Source organism: Azospirillum doebereinerae (assembly GCF_003989665.1).
GTDB classification, from domain to species: domain Bacteria; phylum Pseudomonadota; class Alphaproteobacteria; order Azospirillales; family Azospirillaceae; genus Azospirillum; species Azospirillum doebereinerae.
In genome coordinates this window covers 11,015-32,002 of record NZ_RZIJ01000031.1, presented here as the reverse complement: position 1 = coordinate 32,002, position 20,988 = coordinate 11,015, and the positions used below count along the sequence as shown (strand labels likewise).

Below are 20,988 nucleotides of genomic sequence, written 5' to 3'. Positions count from 1 at the left end.
CTGGGCCGGGCGCCGTCGGTGGCGACCCGCACGGCTGCCTCTGGAGTGTGGCGCATCAAGCTGTGGGGCGGGGCGGGTGGTGCCGGCTCGTCTCGGCCGAGCGACACTATAGCTGGATATGTCGTGGATGTGCCGCTGGCCGATGGTGACACACTCGACCTCTACATCGGGCAGGGTGGCATCATGGGCGGACAGGGGACCACGCCGGACCCGGCCGGCGGCAACGGCGGTCCCCCCGGCGCCTCCAACGGATCGCCCAACACCGCTGGCGGCGGCGGTGCCCGCAGCTCGCTCTACCTGCGCGGCAGCCTCTTGCTCGTTTCAGCCGGCTCCCCAGGTGGGGGCATCGCCTACAACGGCAGTGGGGGGCACGCCACCGACACGGCGGCTGGTGCGGCGGGCGGCAACGGGTCGGCGGGCAGCGGTCCCAACGGCGGTGCCGGCGGACCCGCCGCCAACAACACCGACAACCCCGGCGGCGGCGGCTCGGGAGGGCGGTGGGGCGGCGGCGGCGGCGGCTGCGGGAGCAGCACCAATTCGGCTCCCAGCCAAGCGGGCGGGTACGGGTCCAGCTTCGTTTCGCCTCTCTGCACGCTCGTGGGCAGCGCGGCAGCGGCGAGCAGTGAATACGGCTACGTCGCAGGTGTGGCGCTGGGTGTCGCCGCCAGTTCCAGCGTCCGGGGCGGCTCGGGCGAAGCGTTCTTCATTTCGCCCAGCGGTGAGACCGCAACGTTTCTCTACACGGGCGCGCGGGTGGGCCTGCTCGTCCGGCAAGGGCGCATCTTCCAAATCTGACCGGGGTTGACCGACCATGCATTACCCAATCCGCACCGCAGACCGGGCACTCCTCGGTCCCGCCGCTCCGCTGCCGACCGAGCTGGTCGGGCTTGCTCCCGAGAGCTTGGCGGATCTGCCGGTCGCGCTCGATCCCTGCCCGCAGGCGTACCAAGGTCTCGGCTACTGGCCGCAGGTGAGGGGCACGACCGACCACGATCCGGAGACGCAGCGCGTATCGGATCAAGCGGAGGAGGTGCCCGACGGCGAGGCCCACGTCGTCATCGTCCGGCCGCTGGTGGTCAACCTGACGCCGGCCGAGATCGAGGCGCGCGAGGCTGCGCGGCTTTCTGCGGCCCGCGTTGCCAAGGTGGCCGCCATCAATGGTGAACGTGACCGCCGGCTCTCCATCGGTGCGCCCTACGCCGAGAAGCGGATCGAGGTGTCCGACAAGGGGCGGGCCGACCTGGGCGGCATGGTGTCGGCGGCGATCCTGGCAACCAGTGGCGCGGCGCCGTGGGGCGAGGGCTACGCGCGGGGCTGGATCGCCATGGACAACGAGCGGGTACCGCTGTCCACGCCGATGGACGGCATCGCCCTCGCCGCGTCGGTGGGCAACTGGTACGGCCTCACCATGCAGCATGCCCGCGATTTGAAGGATGCCGCCCTGGCCGGCGATCCGGCTGTAGTGGAAGAGCTGGCCGGCTGGCCCGACTGACCACCGCGACAACATTCCAACCCCGATCGACCGACCGGCAGCCTGGGCATCGACGCCGCTCTCGCGGTCGCGCTGACTGTCTGACGGTGGCATGTCGATTTTTCCGACCGCTTCGGAGGTCGGACAGCGCAACCCGCCGCCCACAACCGAACCCGCCCCCCTCCGATTCGTCAACCACGCCGCCCGGCCCGCGCCCGGCGGCTTTTTCGTGCTGAAGGAGACATCCATGCGCGCCGTTCCGCAATCCTGCATCGAGCTGGTGAAGGCCGCCGAGGGCCTGCGCCTCACCGCCTACCCGGATCCCGCCAGCGGCGGCGCTCCGTGGACGATCGGCTTCGGTCACACCGGGGCGGACGTTCACCCCGGCCTGACCATCACCCAGGCGCGCGCCGAGGAACTGCTGGCCGCCGATCTGGCCGAGGCGGCGGAGTTGGTCGACCGCGTCGTCACCGCGCCGCTGACCGACGCCCAGTTCGGTGCGCTGGTCTCCTTCGTCTTCAACGTCGGTGCCGGCCGGAAAGCCAAGGGCAAGGACACCGGCAAGGACGGGTTCGTCACCCTGAAGACCGGCAAGCCCTCGACGCTGTTGGTCAAGCTCAACGCCGGGGACCACGCCGGTGCGTCGGCCGAGTTCAGCAAGTGGACGCGCGGGGATGGGAAGGTGATGGCCGGCTTGGTCAAGCGGCGCGCGGCCGAGGTGGCGCTGTTCCTGTCCGACACCGACACCCCGGTCACGCGCTCGCCCGAGCCGGCGCCGGCCATGAAGCCGATGACGCAGTCGGTGGCGGTGCAGTCCGGTGGTGGCGCGCTGGGGCTGGCCACCGTCGCGGTGGTGATCGACCAAGCCCGCGACGTGTCGGAGTCGGTGCGCGGCCTGCTGGAGGCGCTGCCCTCCGGCGCCTTGGGCTGGGGCGTCGCCGCGCTGCTGGGCGTGGCGGTGGTGGTGATGCTGGTCCGGCGCTGGGACGACCAGCGCAAGGCGGCGTGATGGCCATCCTTGCCGCGCTGTGGGGCCGGGTCGGTCCCATCCTGATCGCCATCGGCGCCGTGCTGCTGGCGATCGTCACCTTCGGCGCCGCCCAGCGCCGGGCCGGGCGGCAGGACGCCGCCGCCGAGGCGACCACCCAGACACTCCAGAACGCACAGGTGCGCCATGACATCGAGGACGATCTGCGCCGGGCTGGCCCTGGCGCTGCTGACCGGCTGCGCGACCAATGGTCCCGCGACTGAGGGGAGTTGCGCGGCGTTCCGCCCGGTCTACGTCAGCCGGGCCGACACGCTGACCGAGGGCACGGCGGAGCAACTCCTCGCGCACAACCGTACCGGGGCGCGGCTGTGCGGGTGGAAACCCGCGCGCTGAAGGCGGGGCCAAACCGTTCCCTGGGGAACGGTTTGGCTATCAGGGTTGCCGGTTGATGGCAGTTTCTGACCCAAAGCGGACTTTGGATGCCATACCCAAGGCGTCCGCTTTGCCACCCTTTGACGGACACGGTGCCGGAGCAAGGGGAGGCGGGCCGGAGCCTCCCCCCCCTTGCCGGTTCAGAGCGTCACGAACCAAGCGCTCGACACCGCGGCAGGTTGGATGCCGACCAGGGTGACGATGTCGCTGGTGCCGTAGACGATCACCGCGTCGCCACTCGCGTTGATGTCCACGCTGTAGGCCTGACCAGCCGCCAGACCGATCCGGTCGCCCTGGGCCGCGTCGAAGTCGGTGATGGTGTCCAAGCCGTCCCCCGAGGCGAACGCGAACAGATCGGCACCGCTGCCGCCGGTCAGTACGTCGTTGCCCAGGCCGCCCAGCAGCGTGTCATTGCCGGCACCGCCATCGAGCGTGTCGTTCCCGACGTTCCCCGCCAGCCAGTTGTCCAGACCGTTGCCGATGCCGCTGGCATCGCCGCCCTGGAACACCAGCCGCTCCATGTTGTCGCCCAGCGTAAAGGCCGACAGGGTGGTCCGCACCTCGTCGATGCCGGCGTCGACACCTTCGATCACCGTGTCGCCGACGCTGTCCACCACATAGACATCGTCGCCGAGCCCGCCGATCAGGGTATCTGCACCGAGTCCACCATCCAGCGTGTCGGTGCCCGTGCCGCCCGCGATCAGGTTGTCCAGCGCATTGCCGGTTCCGGCAAATGCCGCCGTGCCAGTGTAGGTCAGGGTTTCCACCCCCTCGGTCAGGGTGTAGCCGGTCAGGGCGGTTCGCACCTCGTCGATGCCCTCGCCAGCCAGTTCGACCACCTGATCGCCGAGGTTGCCGACGAGATAGACGTCGTTGCCAGCCCCGCCGATCAGCAGGTTGCTCCCCGCCCCGCCATCCAGGGTGTCGGCCCCATCGCCGCCGCTGAGCGTGTCGTTGCCGAGCCCTCCGGTCAGCCGGTTGTCGAGCGCGTTGCCGGTGCCGGTAAAGTCGCCCGTGCCGGTGGAGGTCAGGGCCTCGACATTGGCGCCCAGCAGGTAGCTCGACAGGCTGGTGCGGACCTCGTCGCTGCCCTGGCCGGCCAGTTCCGTCACCACGTCGCCGGCATCGTCGACGATGTAGACGTCGTTGCCAGCCCCGCCGGCCATGCTGTCCGCCCCCAGCCCGCCGTCGAGGAGGTTGGCACCGCCGTTACCGGTCAGCACGTTGTTCAGTTCGTTGCCGGTGGCGCTGATCGCCACCGAGCCGGTCAGTGTCAGGTTGTCGATGTTGGCGCCCAGCGTCCAGCCGATCGAGGCGTTTACCGTATCGATCCCTTCGCCGGCCAACTCCGTCACCATGTCGCCGACATTGTCGACAACGTAGGTGTCGTTGCCGGTGCCCCCGATCAGCGTGTCGGCACCACCGCCACCATTCAGCGTGTCATCGCCCTCCAGCCCGGTCAGCAGATTGGCGGCACCATTGCCGGTTAGCAGGTTGTTGGCCGCGTTGCCGGTTCCGGCAATGGCAGCCGAACCAGTCAGGGTAAGATTCTCAAAATCGGCCAGTAGGGTGTAACTGATTGAACTCTGCACCGTGTCGGTGCCCTCACCCGGCAATTCGATCAGCACATCGCCAACATTGTCTATCACGTAGGTGTCGTTGCCGGTTCCGCCAATCAGCGTGTCGGCTCCGGCCCCGCCGTTGAGCGTGTCATTGCCGTCCAAGCCAATCAGCGTGTTGGCAGCGGCAGTGCCGATCAGGTTGTTGTTGAGCGCGTTACCAGTGCCCGTCAGGGCTCCCCCGGTCAACACCAGTGCCTCGACGTTGGTGCCCAGCGTATAGTCAATGGCGCTACGCACTGTGTCGCTGCCTTGGCCAGCCAGTTCCACCACCACATCGCCGATGTCGTCGATGATGTAAGTGTCGTTACCGAGCCCTCCGAGCAAGCTGTCGGCACCCATTCCTCCATCCAGCCAATCCTGGCCGGCATTTCCGAACAGGGTGTCGGCCCCCTCCAGTCCGAAAAGCGTATCGTTCCCGCCACCGCCGACAATCATGTTATCCAGGCCGTTGCCGGTCCCGGCGAAATTGCCGCCGCCGATGTAGGAAAGATTCTCCAGATTGGTGCCCAGTGTGTAGGCCGCCAGCGTAACGCGGATTTCGTCGACGCCTTCGCCGGCCAGTTCGGTTACGACATCACCGACGTTGTCCACGACATAGATGTCATTGCCGCTCCCGCCGACCAAAGTATCGCTGCCAAAACCTCCATCAAGCGTGTCGTTCCCGCTACCGCCGACGATGAGGTTGTTCAAAGTGTTGCCGACACCGGTGAAGTGCCCGCTTCCGCTGTATCTCAGATCCTCGATGTCGTTCCCCAGCCCATAGATGGCAAGCGATGTCCTAACCTCATCGTGCCCTTCGTTTGGCAGCTCTAAAACCACGTCGCCGGTGTCCGAAACGATGTAAATATCGTTTCCCGCTCCACCCACGAGGAGATCGTCTCCACCTTGTCCATCCAGCACGTCCGCGCCGTCCGCGCCGTAAAGCACATCCCGGCTGGCACCGCCCAAAAGTGTGTCGGCTCCTGGACCGCCGATTATCCGATCACTCATGGCAGAGCCTGAAGCCGTTCCCCCTCCGGCAGGGGCATGCACCACCGCGTAGGGAACGGGATCGGGCGTGGTTGCCGAAAAGACTCGGCGGTAGACGCCGGAGGAGCTGGCATCGGGGCTCTCGTAAGCAACGACGAAGCCTCCGTCCGGCCGCGCCGCGACCCGAGGCCGCACCTGATCCCCGGCGGTGACGTCGGACAACCGGAACTCACCGCCCACCTTGACGCCGTCCTGGCTGAAACGCTGCGCGTAAACACCCTTGCCGCTGCCGTCCTGTCCCGACGAAGTCCAGGCCGCCACGAAGCCGCCCCCGGCCAGCGCGGAAACCCAGGCGTCGGTCTGGTCGCCCGTGGTGTAGGTCGACAACTGGAACTCGCTCCCGATGGGCGTGCCCGCAGCGTCGAAACGCTGCCCGTACACACCGCTGCCGCTGCCGTCGTGGTTGGTCGAATTCCACGTCACCACAAAGCCGCCGCCCTCCAGCGCGGCCACGTTGGGGTCGCTGTCGTTCGCCACCGCGCTTCCTGGAGCCAGGAAGCTGTTCACCTGGAACGCCGGCCCGACCGGCGTGCCCGAGGCATCGTACACGCGGCCGGCGATGTCGGTGCCTTCGGTTCCGGGCGCGACGTTCGTGCCCCACACCACGACGTAGCCGCCATTCGGCAACCCGGCGACCGCAGGAACCGTCTGGAGCCCGTTGGCGTCGCCGCCGTCGATCATCACGTTGCCGCCGACCGCCGCGCCGCTGGCGTTGAAGCGCTGCGCGTAGATGTCGCTGCCGACGTTGTCGGGCTCGCTCTGCTCCCAGGCGACGATGAAGCCGCCATCCGCCAGCGCCGCCACCTTGGGAGCGCCCTGATCGTAGGTGAGCATACCGGTGCTGATGTGGAACTCGCCGCCGACCCGAAGCCCGCCGGCGTCGAAGCGCTGGCCGTAAACGCCGTAGCCGCTGCCGTCCTGGCCGATGGAATGCCAGACGATCACATAGCCGCCATCGTTCAGGGCGGCGATGCGCGAGGTCGTCTGGGCATTGTTGGTGTAGGTGTTGACCCGGAACTCCCCGCCGACCGCGTTGCCGCCCGCGTCGTATTGCTGGGCGTAAACGCCGTGCAGGCTACCGTCCTGGCCGATCGAGGTCCAGGTCACCACCGACTGGCCGCTCGCCAGTACGGTCACCGCCGCGTTTGCCTGAACATCCGTTGTGTACGTATTGACGCGCGACTGGGCCGTCGCGGTGAGCGTCTCAGACGGAGCGTAACCAACCACTGTTCCTTCGGACCAATTACTGAGATGGATCCCATCAAACACTCGAACCAGAAAATCATTCTGGTTTGGCGTGGCGCCACTGATATAGCGTAGGCTTCCGATCTGCTCGGCAGAAACATGGATGACCTTCCCTGCTTGCTGCCCGACGCCGTTGATGGTGAAGTATCCACTGTCGGTGCGGTCGTCGAGATCGACAAACTCATAATAGGATACTTGCTGAAGCCCTCCCTGGGCATACTGCGGGCCTTGAGCGTGGCCTTGCGAGACTAAGACGCTCGCGTTGAGCGTGGTGTTCACCGACGTCTCCACCTCGTTGGCAGACACGATTGGCGCCAAGGTGCTGGCAGAGAAAGTCCTATAGTAGACGCCGGAGGAGTTGGCATCGGGGCTCTCGTAAGCAACGACGAAGCCTCCGTCCGGCCGCGCCGCGACCCGAGGCCGCACCTGATCCCCGGCGGTGACGTCGGACAACCGGAACTCACCGCCCACCTTGACGCCGTCCTGGCTGAAACGCTGCGCGTAAACACCCTTGCCGCTGCCGTCCTGTCCCGACGAAGTCCAGGCCGCCACGAAGCCGCCCCCGGCCAGCGCGGAAACCCAGGCGTCGGTCTGGTCGCCCGTGGTGTAGGTCGACAACTGGAACTCGCTCCCGATGGGCGTGCCCGCAGCGTCGAAACGCTGCCCGTACACACCGCTGCCGCTGCCGTCGTGGTTGGTCGAATTCCACGTCACCACAAAGCCGCCGCCCTCCAGCGCGGCCACGTTGGGGTCGCTGTCGTTCGCCACCGCGCTTCCTGGAGCCAGGAAGCTGTTCACCTGGAACGCCGGCCCGACCGGCGTGCCCGAGGCATCGTACACGCGGCCGGCGATGTCGGTGCCTTCGGTTCCGGGCGCGACGTTCGTGCCCCACACCACGACGTAGCCGCCATTCGGCAACCCGGCGACCGCAGGAACCGTCTGGAGCCCGTTGGCGTCGCCGCCGTCGATCATCACGTTGCCGCCGACCGCCGCGCCGCTGGCGTTGAAGCGCTGCGCGTAGATGTCGCTGCCGACGTTGTCGGGCTCGCTCTGCTCCCAGGCGACGATGAAGCCGCCATCCGCCAGCGCCGCCACCTTGGGAGCGCCCTGATCGTAGGTGAGCATACCGGTGCTGATGTGGAACTCGCCGCCGACCCGAAGCCCGCCGGCGTCGAAGCGCTGGCCGTAAACGCCGTAGCCGCTGCCGTCCTGGCCGATGGAATGCCAGACGATCACATAGCCGCCATCGTTCAGGGCGGCGATGCGCGAGGTCGTCTGGGCATTGTTGGTGTAGGTGTTGACCCGGAACTCCCCGCCGACCGCGTTGCCGCCCGCGTCGTATTGCTGGGCGTAAACGCCGTGCAGGCTACCGTCCTGGCCGATCGAGGTCCAGGTCACCACCGACTGGCCGCTCGCCAGTACGGTCACCGCCGCGTTTGCTTGAACATCCGTTGTGTACGTATTGACGCGCGCTTCATTTGAAACAAGAAGAGACTTGAGAGGCATTGCTATATCCTATAATTGAATTCTGAAGCGAAATTACAGAATTTTATACTAATTCTTTTAAAATAAATAACTCAACAGAAAACACGATTAAATTCATTTCCCGTCAAATTTTTGCAGGGTTAGTATATATGTTAAACTATCGACGTGACTGTTTCTTAAATAAATTAGAATTTTCGCAAACCCCAGATTAACGATTTTCCAGAGGCGTGCTTATCGGCCAGGTTTTCGGGAAATCACTTGGCCTTCAGATTCGCAGCCATGTCTGGTTTTGGCACAAAGCCGCTGTCTCGGCCATCAGCGCCGACGGTTGATCGTGGTCACGCCATAGGTGGCGGCAACGATCACAGCGGCGCCAACCACCGTCTGCCATGTCGGCGGCTGCCCCATAGGCTGTAGTCCAAGGCAGCGGCCAGCGGGATCTCGATAAAGCTGAGTGGCGCCACGATGGTGGCCGGGGCGAATCGATAGGCCTGGGCGGTGCAGTACAGCGCGGCCATGCCGAACAGCCCGATCCCCAGCAGGCCACCCGCCTCGGCCAGCGTCGGGGTCACCCACACCCATGCGGCCGGCACCACCAGCAGCAGGGTGCTGAGAGCGGCATACGCGGCGACGATCACGGAGCTGGGCGTGGTCAGGGTCAGGCGGCGGACCGCGAGCTGAGAGCCGGCCGAGGTCACCGCCGCCGCGATCATCGCCGCCACGCCGAGGAGTTGGTCGGGCAGGGTAAGGCTTGGAGACACCGCCAGCACGACTCCACCGAATCCGATCAGCGTCGCGGCCCACAGTGCTGGTCCAGCCCGCTCGCCCAGCGTGACACGCGCGAGCGGGATCATCATCAGGATGCGACTGTAGAGGATGATCGAGACCAGCGCCAACGGCAGCTTGGTGGAGAGGGCATAGACGCTGCACAGCAACGCGACCGTGCCCAGGCCGGCACGCAGAAGGTGGATATTCGGATCCGGCAGGGATCGGAGGTCGCGCAAGGCCTGCCACGTCACCGCGACCAGCACCAGGGCGGCGGCGCCCCGGACAAAGGCGATTTCCAGAGGAGGCAGGGAGGCGCCCAGCATCTTCATAAGGGTGCTTAGCGCCTGAAACGTGATGCTGGAGGCGAGCGCCCAGGCGACAGCCTGAGCCGTCATGCTCATCGCTCCGATCATGCCGAAAATGCTGGCAAGCTGCGCGCGCATTAAGCCCTCGTCTCGCTACTATGCGATGATATTATCCGAGTACCCGTCCCTTTGAACATAGGGACGGGGAAGGCATGAATCGGTTTGGGAGTTCGTTTGGGGAATTGGGCAGAACTCGCTCCCAATCGGCAGATTTTTTAGGCTGTACTCTTTTTCAATTTCAATACCTTAGCAGTCACACGCAAGCCTGGGGGTCTGGGGGTCGCAGGTTCAAATCCTGTCGCTCCGACCAGTTCCGGATGGATCGGAAAAGCCTTGGAACCCAACGGTTCCAAGGCTTTTTCTTTTGGCCCCCCGCCGGTGTCCATGCGACCGCTTCCAGCCTCCGTGTCGAGGTCTTGCGCGGATGTCGAGGCCGGCCCGCGCACGCCGCCGACTCGAGCGGGGCCGCCAACCCCCGTTACAGCATGGCGTTCCGGAAATGCCTCAGCATCCGGCTGCCTTGTCCGGCCAACCCAGGCGTGGTCGGTTGGGCGCCCGCGTCCTCCAGGAAGCGGTTCAGAAGGGTCTGATCCTCCAGCCCGAGGCTGGAGCCGTTCACCACCCCAAGGCTCCAGTTCAAGAATTCCCGGTTCTGAATGGGGTCCTCGAAAATTTTGAGGATCTGATCGTGCAGCGGGTCGCTTTTGATATTCTCGAAAAGAGTTCTTATGTTGGACATTGGTCCTTCGATGACCTGCATAAACCTTAGGTCGTGATAAAGAAGCATTCCGGTTATATCGTTTCGTGCATTGTTCCTTCGATATTTTTCAGCAAGCTCAGCCAGTTCCTTTGAATGCACCGGTCTGCGTGCAACGCTTACGTACGATAAAGTCAACAGCATCACCGCCTCCGACAGGATTCCTCTTGGGCAAGGGATGTAGGTTTCGTCGTTCAAAAACGGAGAGTTTCCCGGGCGTTTCCAGCCGATAAAGAGCCAAGGGCAGGGCAACGTCTTGGTTCGGCAAGGATGGATGGTCCCGCCATCGGACGAAGGTCATGGTCTGTCACAGGTTAATGACGGGCTCCGCCGTTGGGCGCATGGAAAAGCCCTTGCCATGGAATGGGCAAGGCAAATCCCTCAAACGCGCTGTTCATCAACGGAAGGATCCGCCGTGGATACGATCGAGGGCGCTGTCGTCGTGGTGTTCGAAGGCAACGCGATCCTGCGGCTGAGCGTTGAAGCCTTGTTGGAAAGTTGGGGATGCCACGTCGTCTCGGGCGACCGGCCCGACGACATCCTCCAGGCGATCCAAGAGGAGGGGGTGCATCCCGATGTGATGCTGATCTCCCCGCAGACCGATCGGAACACCGGCGCCCAGGTCGCGAGCCGGGTTGAAGCGGAAGTCGGCCACCCAATCCCGGCGCTCAGCATCACCGAGGATCCCGGCTTGCTCCGTCAGCGCCAAGGCGACGGGACGGTCCTGGAAATGCCCTGCTCTCCGGACGCTCTTCACGCGGCGATTGTTCAAGCCATTGCCCGCAACCGAGCCATCCATGACTCATGCACGTCCTGAGCCTTCCCGAGAGTGTCCGAGAATGCCTGTTTTCGGAACCCCGGCCTCGGGCCGCTGGCCGTCCACGCTTCTGCGGCGCACATGTTTGAAAGGACGCTCCCAACGCCGAGGCGCCCCCCCCCCCGAAGCGGCCCAGGGCCTGAGCGGCACGCGCGGAATTTGCTCACGTCCGAAACCCTGGAATGCGCGACGACCGTTCGGGTCCCTGTCAGATGGCCGGGTTTCGAACAATTCCAATAAATTTTTTGTGGAAATGGCGGCGATTGTCGCTTGCCATCGCGGGCACCCGTGGGGCCAATACGGGAAAAACGGGGCGGCGGCTTTGCCCCTTTGTTCCAGCGCGAGGTCCAGGGTGCCGACCAACAGCGAAACATCCACCGTCCTGATCGTGGAGAACGACGCCCTCCTCCGGCTGACGACCGCCGAACTGCTGGAATCCTGGGGCCACGCGGTGATCGCCGCCGGGGACGCGGCGGAGGCGTTCGCCCTGATCGAAGCCGGGATCGAATCCGGCGCGCGGCCGGATTTCGCGCTGCTCGACATCCGGCTCGGTCCGGGACCGGACGGCATTTCGTTGTCCTGCACCCTGCGGGAACGCTGGAACATCCTGTCGATCTTCGTGTCCGCGAACCTCCAGGGCGAGGATCTGGCCCAGGCCATCCGCACCGGCCCCCTGCACATCCTGCGCAAGCCCTTCACCGAATCGGATCTGCGGCGGGTGATGGCCTTCGCCCGGGAGACCCTGACCGACATCCCCTTCGATTTCGACCAGGAACGCCTCTGGCGCAAGCCGGGCGGGGGCGACGCGGCGCCGTGACCGCTTTTCCCGCGAGATTTGCCTCGCTTCCGCCGCGTCCCGGCGGTAGAAGGTGGGTCCCGGTCCGCAGGGTAATTGGGTTCGTGGCGTGACCGGAGTGGTCTTCCGGAGCGTCGCCATGTCCAACACCGAATTCCATCGCATCAAGCGCCTTCCCCCCTACGTGTTCGCCGAGGTGAACGCGATGAAGGCACGAGCCCGAGCTAACGGCGCGGACATCATCGACCTCGGCATGGGCAATCCCGACCAGGCGACCCCGCAGCACATCGTCGACAAGCTGGTCGAGGCCGTGCGCGATCCCAAGACGCACCGCTACTCGAACTCGCGCGGCATCCCCGGCCTGCGCAAGGCGCACGCCGCCTATTACAAGCGCCGCTTCAACGTCGACATCGACCCCGAGACGGAGACCATCGTCACCATCGGGTCGAAGGAGGGGCTGGCCAACCTCGCCCAGGCGATCACCAGCCCGGGCGACATCATCCTGGTGCCGAATCCCAGCTACCCGATCCACCCCTTCGGCTTCATCCTGGCCGGCGCCTCGGTGCGCCACCTGCCGGTGGGCATGGAGAACGGCGCCTCGACCGACATCGACAGCTTCATGATCATGCTGGAGCGCGCCGTGCGCCACAGCGTGCCCAAGCCGCTGGCGCTGGTGCTGAACTACCCGTCGAACCCGACCGCCGAGGTGGTCGGGCTGGACTTCTACCGCCCGATCGTCGAGTTCTGCCGCAAGCACGGCATCTACATCCTGTCCGATCTGGCCTACGCCGAGATCTTCTTCGACGGCGAGCCGCCGCCCTCGATCCTGGAGATCCCCGAGGCGCGCGAGATCGCGGTCGAGTTCACCTCGATGTCGAAGACCTATTCGATGGCCGGCTGGCGCATCGGCTTCGCGTCGGGCAACAAGACGCTGATCACCGCGCTGGCCCGCATCAAGTCCTACCTCGACTACGGCGCCTTCACGCCGATCCAGGTCGCCGCGACCGCCGCGCTGAACGGCCCGCAGGACTGCGTGCAGCAGGTCCGCGACATGTACCGGCAGCGCCGCGACGTGATGATCGAGGGGCTGGCCGCCGCCGGCTGGGAGGTGCCGAGCCCGTCGGCCTCGATGTTCGCCTGGGCGCCGATCCCGCCGCAATTCGCCCATCTGGGCTCGCTGGAGTTCTCCAAGCTGCTGCTGCAGGAGGCCGAGGTCGCGGTCGCGCCCGGCATCGGCTTCGGCGAATACGGCGACGGCCACGTCCGTCTGGCGATGGTGGAGAACGTCCACCGCATCCGCCAGGCGACCCGCAACATCAAGGACTTCTTCCGGTCCAACGCCGGCGGCGCCGCCGCCAGCAAGGATCCCGCCGCCCGCGCCGAACTCCTGGACTCCGAGAAAGCGAAAGCCTGATGCCGCAAGCCCCCAAAGCCGCCCCCCTGAAGATCGCGGTCGCAGGCCTCGGCACCGTCGGCGCCGGCGTCCTGAAGCTGCTGGCGGCGCAAGGCGCGCTGATCGAGCAGCGCTGCGGCCGCCGCATCGAGGTGGTCGCGGTCAGCGCCCGTTCCAGGGGCAAGGACCGTGGCGTCGACCTGTCGGCGGTCCGCTGGTACGACGATCCGGTGGCGCTGGCCGCCGATCCCGACGCCGATCTGGTGGTCGAGCTGATCGGCGGGTCGGAAGGCCCGGCGCGCGACACCGTCGCCACCGCGCTGGAGACCGGCAAGCACGTCGTCACCGCCAACAAGGCGCTGCTGGCCGTCCACGGCACCGAGATCGCGCTGAAGGCCGAGGGCAAGGGCCTGACCGTCGCCTTCGAGGCGGCGGTGGCCGGCGGCATCCCGATCATCAAGGGGCTGCGCGAGGGGCTGGCCGGCAACCGGGTCACCGAGATCCACGGCATCCTCAACGGCACCTGCAACTACATCCTGACCGAGATGCGCACCACCGGCCGCGACTTCGCGGACGTGCTGGCCGACGCGCAGGCGCTGGGCTACGCCGAGGCCGACCCCAGCTTCGACATCGACGGGGTCGACGCGGCGCACAAGCTGGCGGTGCTGGCCTCGGTCGCCTTCGGCACGCCGGTCGATTTCGGCTCGGTCCACATCGAGGGCATCCGCCACGTGTCGGCGGTCGATTTCGACTACGCCGACCAGCTCGGTTTCCGCATCAAGCTGCTGGGCATCGCGCGGCGCACCGACGCCGGGATCGAGCAGCGCGTCCATCCCTGCATGGTGCCGAAATCGGCGCCGATCGCCTCGGTGGACGGGGTGTTCAACGCCGTGGTGGCGCAGGCCGATTTCGCCGACCGGGTGCTGTTCGTCGGCCGTGGCGCCGGCGCCGGCCCGACCGCGTCCGCCGTGGTCGCCGACCTGATCGACGTCGCGCGCGGCCGCTCCACCCCCACCTTCGGCGTTCCGGCCGGGGCGCTGGGGGCCGCCACGCCCTCGCCTATGGAATCCCGCCGGGGGTCGTACTACGTCCGCCTGATGGTCGTGGACCGTCCCGGTGTGATAGCGGATATCGCGGCGGCCATGCGCGACCAGAACGTCTCCATGGAGCAGTTCCTGCAGCGCGGCCGTTCCCCGGGCGAAGCCGTCCCGGTGGTCCTCACCACCCACGACACCGACGAGGCGGCCATGCAGAAGGCGCTCGCGACCATCGCCGCGCAGGACACCGTGGTCGAGCCGCCGCGCATGATCCGCATCGAACAGTTCTGAACACTTGCACGCCCGGACACTCGCACGTCCTTCACTGAACACGACCGCCTAATACGACCGCAGAGTCGGGGGGAGCACAGAATGTCTACGTCCACGCATGTCGATCTGTCCAACATGGACCGGAACCTGGCGCTGGAAGCCGTCCGCGTCACCGAGGCGGCGGCCCTGTCGGCCTCGCTGCTGATGGGCCGCGGCGACGAGAAGCTCGCCGACCAGGCCGCCGTCGACGCGATGCGTCAGGCGCTGAACACGCTCTACATCGACGGCACCGTGGTGATCGGCGAGGGCGAGCGCGACGAGGCGCCGATGCTCTACATCGGCGAGAAGGTCGGCGCCGGCATCGGCAGCGGCCCCAAGGTCGACATCGCGCTCGATCCGCTGGAAGGCACCACCATCTGCGCCACCGGCGGCCCGAACTCGCTGGCCGTCATCGCCATGGCCGAGGAGGGCGGCTTCCTGAACGCCCCCGACGTCTACATGGACAAGATCGCCGTCGGCGCCGGCCTGCCGGACAACCTCGTCGACCTCGACGAGACGCCCGCCAACAACCTCAAGGCCCTGGCCAAGGCCAAGGGCACCGAGGTCGAGGAGCTGCTGGTCTGCATCCTCAACCGTCCGCGCCACGCCGAGCTGATCGCGCGGGTCCGCGAGGCCGGCGCCCGCATCATGCTGATCAACGACGGCGACGTGTCGGGCGTGATCGCCACCAGCCAGGCCGGCACCGGCGTCGACATGTATGTCGGCTCGGGCGGCGCGCCGGAAGGCGTGCTGGCGGCCGCCGCGCTGCGCTGCATCGGCGGCCAGTTCCAGGGCCGTCTGCTGTTCCGCAACGACGACGAGAAGGCCCGCGCCGCCAAGTGGGGCGTGACCGACCTCAACAAGAAGTACAGCCTGCACGAGCTGGCGCGCGGCAACGTGATGTTCGCCGCCACCGGCGTGACCGACGGCGCCATGCTGAAGGGCGTCCGCCGCTTCCCCGGCGGCGCCTACACCCACTCGGTGATCATGCGCTCCAAGTCGGGCACCGTCCGCTACATCGAGGCACACCACAACCTGAACCGCAAGTCGGCCGTCAAGTAAGGCCGGCCCGGCGGGTTCCCGCCGGGGCAAAGGGAACCGTCGAAGGAAGGGCGCGCGGCGAAGGCCGCGCGCCCTTTTCTCATGCCTTCCCGGTGCGCCGGCGTGGGGGAGGGGGGATGCGAATTCCCACATGTCCACAGTCACTGGACGGACAGCACAACGGTGTCCCTGGTGTTCAAGTCGTAGCCACACCGATACTCCACGGATCTGGACACACCGAATCCATTCTTCATCTTCAGATTGTTCCCGGTGACAATCACCAGATTGGCGCTGTCCATGCGCCACGAGGACAGATCGGACGCCCAGAAACTCGAATCCGCTTCGAAACGCGCGAGCTTCTTCGCTTCGCTCTTGCAATGGACGGCAGCGATGTCCGCCGCCTTCTTGCCCCGCAGCACCGCGTCCAGGGGGAGGCCCCAGGAGGTGGCAAGGCGCTGCATCTCTTGGCGTTCCTGCTCCTCATTCTGACGGGCCTTCTCCGCGTCCACCTGCCTGCGCTCTTCCGCCTTCCGGTCATCTTCGGCTTTTTTCTGCCGCTCGATCCGCAGTTCCCCCACGCGCCACACGATGAGATGCGCCGCCGGGAGCATCAGCCCAAGGCTGAGCAGAAGGACGAGCTTCGCTCCGAAAACCGTGAGCTTTCCAAGGTCGCCCGGTTCGCCGTCCTGGATCTTCGAGACTCCATGAGTTCGAACGACAAGGGCGGAACTCACGATGCCAATGATGCAAAAAAGCAGTATGATGAAGCCGCTGTATTTTACGATGGAGCTTACCAAAAGAAATACAAGGTAACCGGCAATGATGACGGCAAATGTTCTAAGCATTTTTTAATGCTACCTAATGATTCTTCAGAATTTTATAGAAAAAATGAATCCAACCGAGAAAGCTTATAAGCAAGAAAATCTTTAGAGCGATTGAATAGACTCGGTCAGGGTTGCCAAATTCCTTGGCGATTTCAGAGCCAACCCAATAAAACATCCTGGACACAGGGGCGAGAGACGAAGGATCCAAAGCCTCTTGAACGTCATTGGCCGGCCGGGAGCTTTCCATCGCGTCGCTCTTGGGCAACAGAGACCAAGGGGACACGGAGGGGACGTTGTCGGCCACAAGCTCGACCTCGATCCCTGGGAGCCCGGACCGGAGCAGCGACGCGATCTTTTCGAGCTTGCGCCGATTCCGCTCTGGTTCCGCACCGTCGGAAGGGAGGGATAGCTTGATGTGCATGCTTCTCACCAACGCAATTGACCGGCCGCTTCAATGTCAGGACGTTGAATTGTTCAGTCGGCTATTATTTGGCGCGCGGAAAATCTGACATCGGCCTTGCCGGACACGTCGCCGCCGATTCGGGGCAAACGTTCATCTCTTCAAAAATCGGATACGCAGTGTGATCGGCAAGCGCTCCGCGCGTTTGTCGAAGGGTTGCGGATCGCCCTTGGCGCGATCTTCCGGACCGTCGCGATCTCCATCGCCCTGTTTCCCCCAGCAACCAAGGAACACAGTGCTAATTGAGCGGACGGATGTCAACCTGAGGAGGTGGGCGGGCACGTCGCGCGTCGGCATCGTCCTCGCCGAACTCGACAGCCTGCCTTTCACTTTCTTGAATGTGCCGGAGCGCCAGGGGGCCGAGGGCCGCAGAGGCCGGGCGCGGCCCGCCAAGCCCGGAACCTTGCCCGAACCTCGACACCCCCTCCCTCCCGGGTTTCCGCCGCGTTGATATGACCACGAACGTTCTATCGAATTCGCGCAGGGCTGAGGCATCGGGTATGCATCGCCCCGCTCATTGATTTCGCACATGCAACATGTAAGTATTCATCAACAACACGGCACCGATCCTAGGAGACCATCATGAGCTATTCTTCCATTCCTTCATCGTCCGGCGAACTGTTCGGCGTTGAAACAAACCGCTCGTCCTTCTTTCAGCGCGTTGTTCATTGGGTCAAGGAGCGCGCTGAACTGTATCGCGCGGAATCCGAACTGAACCTGATGTCCGACGTCGAGCTGTCCGACATGGGCCTGTACCGTGGCGACATCCACAACGCCGTCCGCAGCGGCCGTACCCTCTGATGCGGGTTCGCGACCGGCTCGACATCCGGCCTGGGCGCAACGGCGCCCGGACCGGATGATCGCCGGTACAGCCTCCGACCTGTCCGGCCCACTTCTCTCAAGCGGGCACACGAAAGCCCCGGCGCTCACCCGCCGGGGCTTTCGTGTGCCCGGTCGTGTTCTCTTCCGGACAATCCTTCGCTGCCGAAGTTTTTTGTCTGTCCAAGAGGCACAGTCCCGTTCAGAGGCTTGCGTCAGCGTGCGGCATCATGGTTAAAGTCCGTTAATATTGATGCCGGTTCCATTCCAGGACTGAAACCCGCCGTTCCGCTGGCAAGACGCCGCCGGGCCGGGTGTTGCCGACGCCGCGAAAGTCTCCGCCGCATGAGCTTGCTTCACCGCCTGCTGCTGCTCGTCTTTCTCGCCCTCATCCCAGCGGCGGTGATCGAGATCGACAACGAGGTGCAACTCCGCACCGCCCGCGAGGACGAGGTCCGCCAGACCATCCTGCGCTTCGCCCAGCTCTTCGCGGCGGAGCAGGAGCGCATGATGCTCGGGGTGCGCCAGCTTCTGTTCACCATCGCCCAGACGCCGGTCGTGCGCGACGGATCCCCGGCCGATTGCCAGGAGTTCCTGGAGCGGCTGCGGCCGGGCATCCCCCCCTATCTGCGCGTCCGGATCGCCGGCCCGGAGCGCATCACGCGCTGCACGACCGACCCGGAGGGCGCCGGGCAGCCGCTCCACGGGCAGCCCGAGGTCGAGAGCGCCCTGGACGGCGCCGGCTTCGCCATCGGTTCGGTCGCGGCCCCCTCGACCGAACCGCTCCCGCGGGAGGCGGTCGCGCTGCCGGTCGCGCTGCCGATCCAGGAGGTGGGCGGCGGCATCGTCGGCACGGCCGGCGCCCTGATCGATTTCGGCTGGGTGACGCACGCCCTGGCGTCGCGCCCGCTGCCCGAGGGTTACGCGCTGACGATCTTCGACCGCAACGGCGTCGTGCTCGCCCGCGTGCCGGACCGTCCCGGCACGGTCGGGCACCGGCTGCCGACGAGCGGCTACGAACCGCTGGAGGGGTTGCGCGCCCCGGCGGTGATGGAGCTGCCCGGCCTCGACCGCCAGCCGCGCCTCGTCGGCGCGGTGCCGCTGGGCGAGGGGATGGACGGCATGCTGGTCGCCGTCTCGGTGGAGCGCGGCGCGGTGCTGGTCCCGATCGAGCGGGCGATGGTCCGGGCGCTGTCGGTGATCGGGGTGGTGATGCTGCTGACGCTGCTGGCCTCCTGGTGGGGGGCCGACCGTTTCCTGCGGCGCCCGGCCTACGCCCTGATAGAGGCGGCGCGGCGCTGGAGCGAGGGCGACCTCAGCGCCCGTACCGGCTTGGCCGACGGGCGCTCGGAGATCGGGATGCTCGGCCGCGCCTTCGATTCGATGGCGGAGGCCCTGCAGGCCCAGGCCCAGGCCCAGGCGGCGGCGAACGCGATGGCGCACAAGGCGGCGTCGGTGCTGTCGAGCACGACCGACGGCGTGTTCGAGATCGACCGCTCCTGGCGCATCACCTTCATGAACGACCGCGCCCGCGCCCTGATCGGCGGCCGCGAGAACCTGACCGGGCGCCGCATGCGCGACGCCTTCGCCGATTCCACCAACTCGGTCTTCGCGACGCATTTCCAGCGCGCCATCGCCGGGACCGAGACGGTGGCCTTCGAGGCGTTCTACCCGCCCCGCCAGGCGTGGTACGCGGTGCGGGCCTTTCCGTCGGAGGACGGGCTGGCGGTCTTCTTCCAGGACGTGACCGACCTGCGCCGGGCCGAGGCCGCCCGCCGCCACAGCGAGGCCCGCTTCCGCGCGGTGTTCGAGCTGGCCGCCGTGGGGATCGAGCGGCTGGACCGCGACGGCCGCTACCTCGACGTCAACGCGACGCTCTGCGCCATCCTGGGCTACCGGCGCGAGGAACTGCTGGAGATGACCTACGCCGACCTGACCGACCCGGCCGATCTGGCGATGGAGGAGGTGCTGCTGACCCATCTGATGGCCGGCGTGATCCCCAGCTACGCCATCGAGAAGCGCTGCATCCGGCGCGACGGTCAGCCGGTGTGGGTGCGGGTGACCTCGTCGCTGTCGCCCGACGCCGACCTGGAGGAAGCCTACCGAATCTCCATCGTCGAGGACATTTCCGAGCGCAAGGTGATCGAGGGCGAGTTGACCGCGGCGAAGGAGGAGGCCGAGCGCGCCAACCTCGCCAAGTCGAAGTTCCTCGCGGCCTCCAGCCACGACCTGCGCCAGCCGCTGCAATCGCTGTTCTTCTTCTCCGCCGCGCTGGCCGATTTCGTGCCGGACGGCAAGGGGCGCGACCTGCTGCGCCGGCTCGACCAGGGGCTGGATTCGATGAAGGGGCTGCTCGACAGCCTGCTGGACGTGTCGCGGCTCGATTCCGGGGCGATCACCCCGACCCTGGAGGACTTCCCGGTGGCGGCGGTGATCGACGCCATCGACGCCGCCTACGCCCCGCTCGCCACCGGCAAGGGGCTGGAGTGGCGGCTGGAGAGCTGCGACGCCACGGTGCGCAGCGACCGCACGCTGCTGGCCCGGCTGGTGCGCAACCTCGTCGACAACGCCCTGCGCTACACCCAGTCCGGCATGATCCGGCTGCGCTGCAAGGAGGAGGGCGGCCGGCTCGCCATCGAGGTGCAGGACACCGGCATCGGCATTCCCGGCGATCATCTGGAACGCATCTTCGAGGAGTTCCACCAGGTCGGCAACCCGGAGCGCGACCGCGCGCTGGGGCTGGGGCTGGGGCTGGCCATCGTGCGGCGGCTGTCGCTGCTGCTCGACCACCCGGTGGAGGTGCGCTCGGTCCACGGGCGCGGCTCGGCCTTCCGCGTGCTGGTCCCGCTGGGCGAGGCGCAGCCGGCCGCCGCCGAGGCACCGGCCACGGCGCCGGACGGACGGGGGCGCTTCGCGGTGCTGGTGGACGACGACGCGGTGGTGCTGCTGGGCTTGCGCACGGTGCTGACGGAGTGGGGCTACACCGTGCTCGCCGCCGGCAGCGCCGATCAGGCGATGGAGCGGCTGGCGGCGCAGGACCGGTCTCCCGACATCCTCATCGCCGACTACCGCCTGCGCGAGGGGCGCGTCGGCACCGAGGTGGTGCGCCGGGTGCGCGAGCGCTACGGCGCCGGCGTGCCGGCGATGATCCTGACGGGGGAGACCGGGACCGACAGCCTGCGCGACGCCGCCGCGCACGGCGTGCCGGTGATCCACAAGCCGGTGACCCCGCGTCAGCTGTGGAGCGAGGTCGAACGCCTGCTCGGAGCGTCGGAAGGCCGCGAGGGGCGGAGACCCAAGCCAATAAAGATCGGGAAGAGGTGAGGCGCG

The 20,988-nt window shown here is 66.5% G+C and carries 16 protein-coding genes; 12 read left to right on the top strand and 4 right to left on the bottom strand.

Annotation, left to right across the window (positions count from 1 at the left end; genetic code table 11):
* Positions 1-123 precede the first annotated feature (123 nt).
* The 5 genes from EJ913_RS31930 to EJ913_RS26995 all read left to right on the top strand — a co-directional run bounded on the left by EJ913_RS31930 (position 124) and on the right by EJ913_RS26995 (position 2,852).
* Positions 124-795 carry a hypothetical protein gene (locus EJ913_RS31930; RefSeq protein WP_185909962.1) on the top strand — a complete coding sequence of 224 codons (672 nt, stop codon included), beginning with the start codon at positions 124-126 and terminating at the stop codon, positions 793-795.
* 16 nt (positions 796-811) lie between these two features.
* Positions 812-1,492, top strand: coding sequence for a DUF4376 domain-containing protein (locus tag EJ913_RS27010; RefSeq protein ID WP_127003792.1), 681 nt, complete (start codon positions 812-814; stop codon positions 1,490-1,492).
* Positions 1,493-1,718: 226 nt separating this feature from the next.
* Positions 1,719-2,480 (top strand): lysozyme, encoded by a 762-nt coding sequence (locus tag EJ913_RS27005; RefSeq protein WP_127003790.1) that lies wholly within the window; start codon positions 1,719-1,721, stop codon positions 2,478-2,480.
* Positions 2,480-2,722, top strand: coding sequence for a hypothetical protein (locus EJ913_RS27000; RefSeq protein WP_127003788.1), 243 nt, complete (start codon positions 2,480-2,482; stop codon positions 2,720-2,722). Before EJ913_RS27005 ends, EJ913_RS27000 begins: the two co-directional genes overlap by 1 nt.
* The gene (locus EJ913_RS26995) at positions 2,646-2,852 is read left to right on the top strand and encodes a hypothetical protein (protein WP_127003786.1); all 207 of its coding nucleotides are present in this window, start codon (positions 2,646-2,648) and stop codon (positions 2,850-2,852) included. Before EJ913_RS27000 ends, EJ913_RS26995 begins: the two co-directional genes overlap by 77 nt.
* A gap of 179 nt (positions 2,853-3,031) precedes the next feature.
* Here the strand turns inward: EJ913_RS26995 and EJ913_RS26990 are convergent, their stop codons facing one another.
* From EJ913_RS26990 to EJ913_RS26980, 3 genes are all read right to left on the bottom strand, one after another.
* On the bottom strand, positions 3,032-8,293 hold the full coding sequence (locus EJ913_RS26990; RefSeq protein WP_127003784.1) for a beta strand repeat-containing protein: 5,262 nt from the start codon (positions 8,291-8,293) through the stop codon (positions 3,032-3,034).
* 341 nt (positions 8,294-8,634) lie between these two features.
* Positions 8,635-9,483, bottom strand: coding sequence for a DMT family transporter (locus EJ913_RS26985; RefSeq protein ID WP_127003782.1), 849 nt, complete (start codon positions 9,481-9,483; stop codon positions 8,635-8,637).
* A gap of 400 nt (positions 9,484-9,883) precedes the next feature.
* The gene (locus EJ913_RS26980) at positions 9,884-10,360 is read right to left on the bottom strand and encodes a BLUF domain-containing protein (RefSeq protein ID WP_127003780.1); all 477 of its coding nucleotides are present in this window, start codon (positions 10,358-10,360) and stop codon (positions 9,884-9,886) included.
* 217 nt (positions 10,361-10,577) lie between these two features.
* On the opposite strand from EJ913_RS26980, the gene EJ913_RS26975 reads away from it, so the two are divergent.
* From EJ913_RS26975 to glpX, 5 genes are all read left to right on the top strand, one after another.
* Positions 10,578-10,979: an ANTAR domain-containing protein gene (locus EJ913_RS26975; protein WP_127003779.1), complete on the top strand. Its 402-nt coding sequence runs from the start codon at positions 10,578-10,580 to the stop codon at positions 10,977-10,979.
* A 352-nt stretch (positions 10,980-11,331) separates the two neighbouring features.
* On the top strand, positions 11,332-11,796 hold the full coding sequence (locus EJ913_RS26970) for a response regulator (protein WP_211099047.1): 465 nt from the start codon (positions 11,332-11,334) through the stop codon (positions 11,794-11,796).
* 118 nt (positions 11,797-11,914) lie between these two features.
* Entirely contained in the window at positions 11,915-13,189 is a 1,275-nt protein-coding gene (locus tag EJ913_RS26965; RefSeq protein WP_127003777.1) for an LL-diaminopimelate aminotransferase, read from the top strand.
* Positions 13,189-14,496 carry a homoserine dehydrogenase gene (locus EJ913_RS26960; protein WP_127003775.1) on the top strand — a complete coding sequence of 436 codons (1,308 nt, stop codon included), beginning with the start codon at positions 13,189-13,191 and terminating at the stop codon, positions 14,494-14,496. The genes EJ913_RS26965 and EJ913_RS26960 overlap by 1 nt, the downstream gene beginning before the upstream one ends.
* A gap of 81 nt (positions 14,497-14,577) precedes the next feature.
* A complete protein-coding gene (glpX, locus tag EJ913_RS26955; RefSeq protein ID WP_185909961.1) occupies positions 14,578-15,576 on the top strand; it encodes a class II fructose-bisphosphatase in 999 nt (332 codons plus the stop codon).
* A gap of 140 nt (positions 15,577-15,716) precedes the next feature.
* Here the strand turns inward: glpX and EJ913_RS26950 are convergent, their stop codons facing one another.
* Complete coding sequence (locus EJ913_RS26950) at positions 15,717-16,400, bottom strand: hypothetical protein (protein WP_127003773.1); 684 nt, start codon at positions 16,398-16,400, stop codon at positions 15,717-15,719.
* Between the two features lie 1,021 nt (positions 16,401-17,421).
* On the opposite strand from EJ913_RS26950, the gene EJ913_RS26945 reads away from it, so the two are divergent.
* Positions 17,422-17,640 (top strand): DUF1127 domain-containing protein, encoded by a 219-nt coding sequence (locus EJ913_RS26945; protein ID WP_127003771.1) that lies wholly within the window; start codon positions 17,422-17,424, stop codon positions 17,638-17,640.
* 363 nt (positions 17,641-18,003) lie between these two features.
* Positions 18,004-20,982: a PAS domain S-box protein gene (locus EJ913_RS26940; RefSeq protein ID WP_127003769.1), complete on the top strand. Its 2,979-nt coding sequence runs from the start codon at positions 18,004-18,006 to the stop codon at positions 20,980-20,982.
* Positions 20,983-20,988: the final 6 nt, after the last annotated feature.

What these genes read in the sequence shown, in the direction of transcription:
- EJ913_RS27010 (WP_127003792.1), top strand. Translation starts at nt 812, where the DNA reads ATGCATTACCCAATCCGCACCGCAGACCGGGCACTCCTCGGTCCCGCC.
- EJ913_RS27005 (WP_127003790.1), top strand. Translation starts at nt 1,719, where the DNA reads ATGCGCGCCGTTCCGCAATCCTGCATCGAGCTGGTGAAGGCCGCCGAG.
- EJ913_RS27000 (WP_127003788.1), top strand. Translation starts at nt 2,480, where the DNA reads ATGGCCATCCTTGCCGCGCTGTGGGGCCGGGTCGGTCCCATCCTGATC.
- EJ913_RS26995 (WP_127003786.1), top strand. Translation starts at nt 2,646, where the DNA reads ATGACATCGAGGACGATCTGCGCCGGGCTGGCCCTGGCGCTGCTGACC.
- EJ913_RS26990 (WP_127003784.1), bottom strand. Translation starts at nt 8,293, where the DNA reads ATGCCTCTCAAGTCTCTTCTTGTTTCAAATGAAGCGCGCGTCAATACG.
- EJ913_RS26985 (WP_127003782.1), bottom strand. Translation starts at nt 9,483, where the DNA reads ATGCGCGCGCAGCTTGCCAGCATTTTCGGCATGATCGGAGCGATGAGC.
- EJ913_RS26965 (WP_127003777.1), top strand. Translation starts at nt 11,915, where the DNA reads ATGTCCAACACCGAATTCCATCGCATCAAGCGCCTTCCCCCCTACGTG.
- EJ913_RS26960 (WP_127003775.1), top strand. Translation starts at nt 13,189, where the DNA reads ATGCCGCAAGCCCCCAAAGCCGCCCCCCTGAAGATCGCGGTCGCAGGC.
- glpX (WP_185909961.1), top strand. Translation starts at nt 14,578, where the DNA reads ATGTCTACGTCCACGCATGTCGATCTGTCCAACATGGACCGGAACCTG.
- EJ913_RS26950 (WP_127003773.1), bottom strand. Translation starts at nt 16,400, where the DNA reads ATGCTTAGAACATTTGCCGTCATCATTGCCGGTTACCTTGTATTTCTT.
- EJ913_RS26945 (WP_127003771.1), top strand. Translation starts at nt 17,422, where the DNA reads ATGAGCTATTCTTCCATTCCTTCATCGTCCGGCGAACTGTTCGGCGTT.
- EJ913_RS26940 (WP_127003769.1), top strand. Translation starts at nt 18,004, where the DNA reads ATGAGCTTGCTTCACCGCCTGCTGCTGCTCGTCTTTCTCGCCCTCATC.